The following is a 289-nucleotide window of genomic DNA, read 5'->3' as shown; positions in this document are numbered from 1 at the left end:
CCTCCCATTCAAAACCGTGCATGAGACTTTCACCTCACACGGCTCCTAGTTCAGCCGTCTCGTTGTCATGAGTACGATTCTTGCTTTGACTGACATCTATTGCAGTCTTTGCATCGTGACAGTGGTGGTGCAGCAGTTGGAGGTTTTTGTAATCATCTTTTCCGCCTAGGCTTCTAGGGATTATATGGTCGATTTCCACTTGGTCTTCGATAGTGAAGTGCTGCCCGCACCATTTGCATTTGCCTTTCTGGTATTTCAGCAGTTTGGCTTCTCGGTTTGGGATTTCTGC

1 protein-coding gene is annotated in these 289 nt (G+C 47.4%); it reads right to left on the bottom strand.

All coding sequences use genetic code 11. The features are described from left to right. Nucleotides 1–34: 34 nt before the first annotated feature. The coding region (locus AC0QHF_RS09780; protein ID WP_324704018.1) for an HNH endonuclease at nt 35–289 on the bottom strand (255 nt) is incomplete at its 5' end.

Source organism: Lyngbya sp. CCY1209 (assembly GCF_055795065.1).
This window is presented reverse-complemented; position numbering and strand designations above follow the sequence as displayed.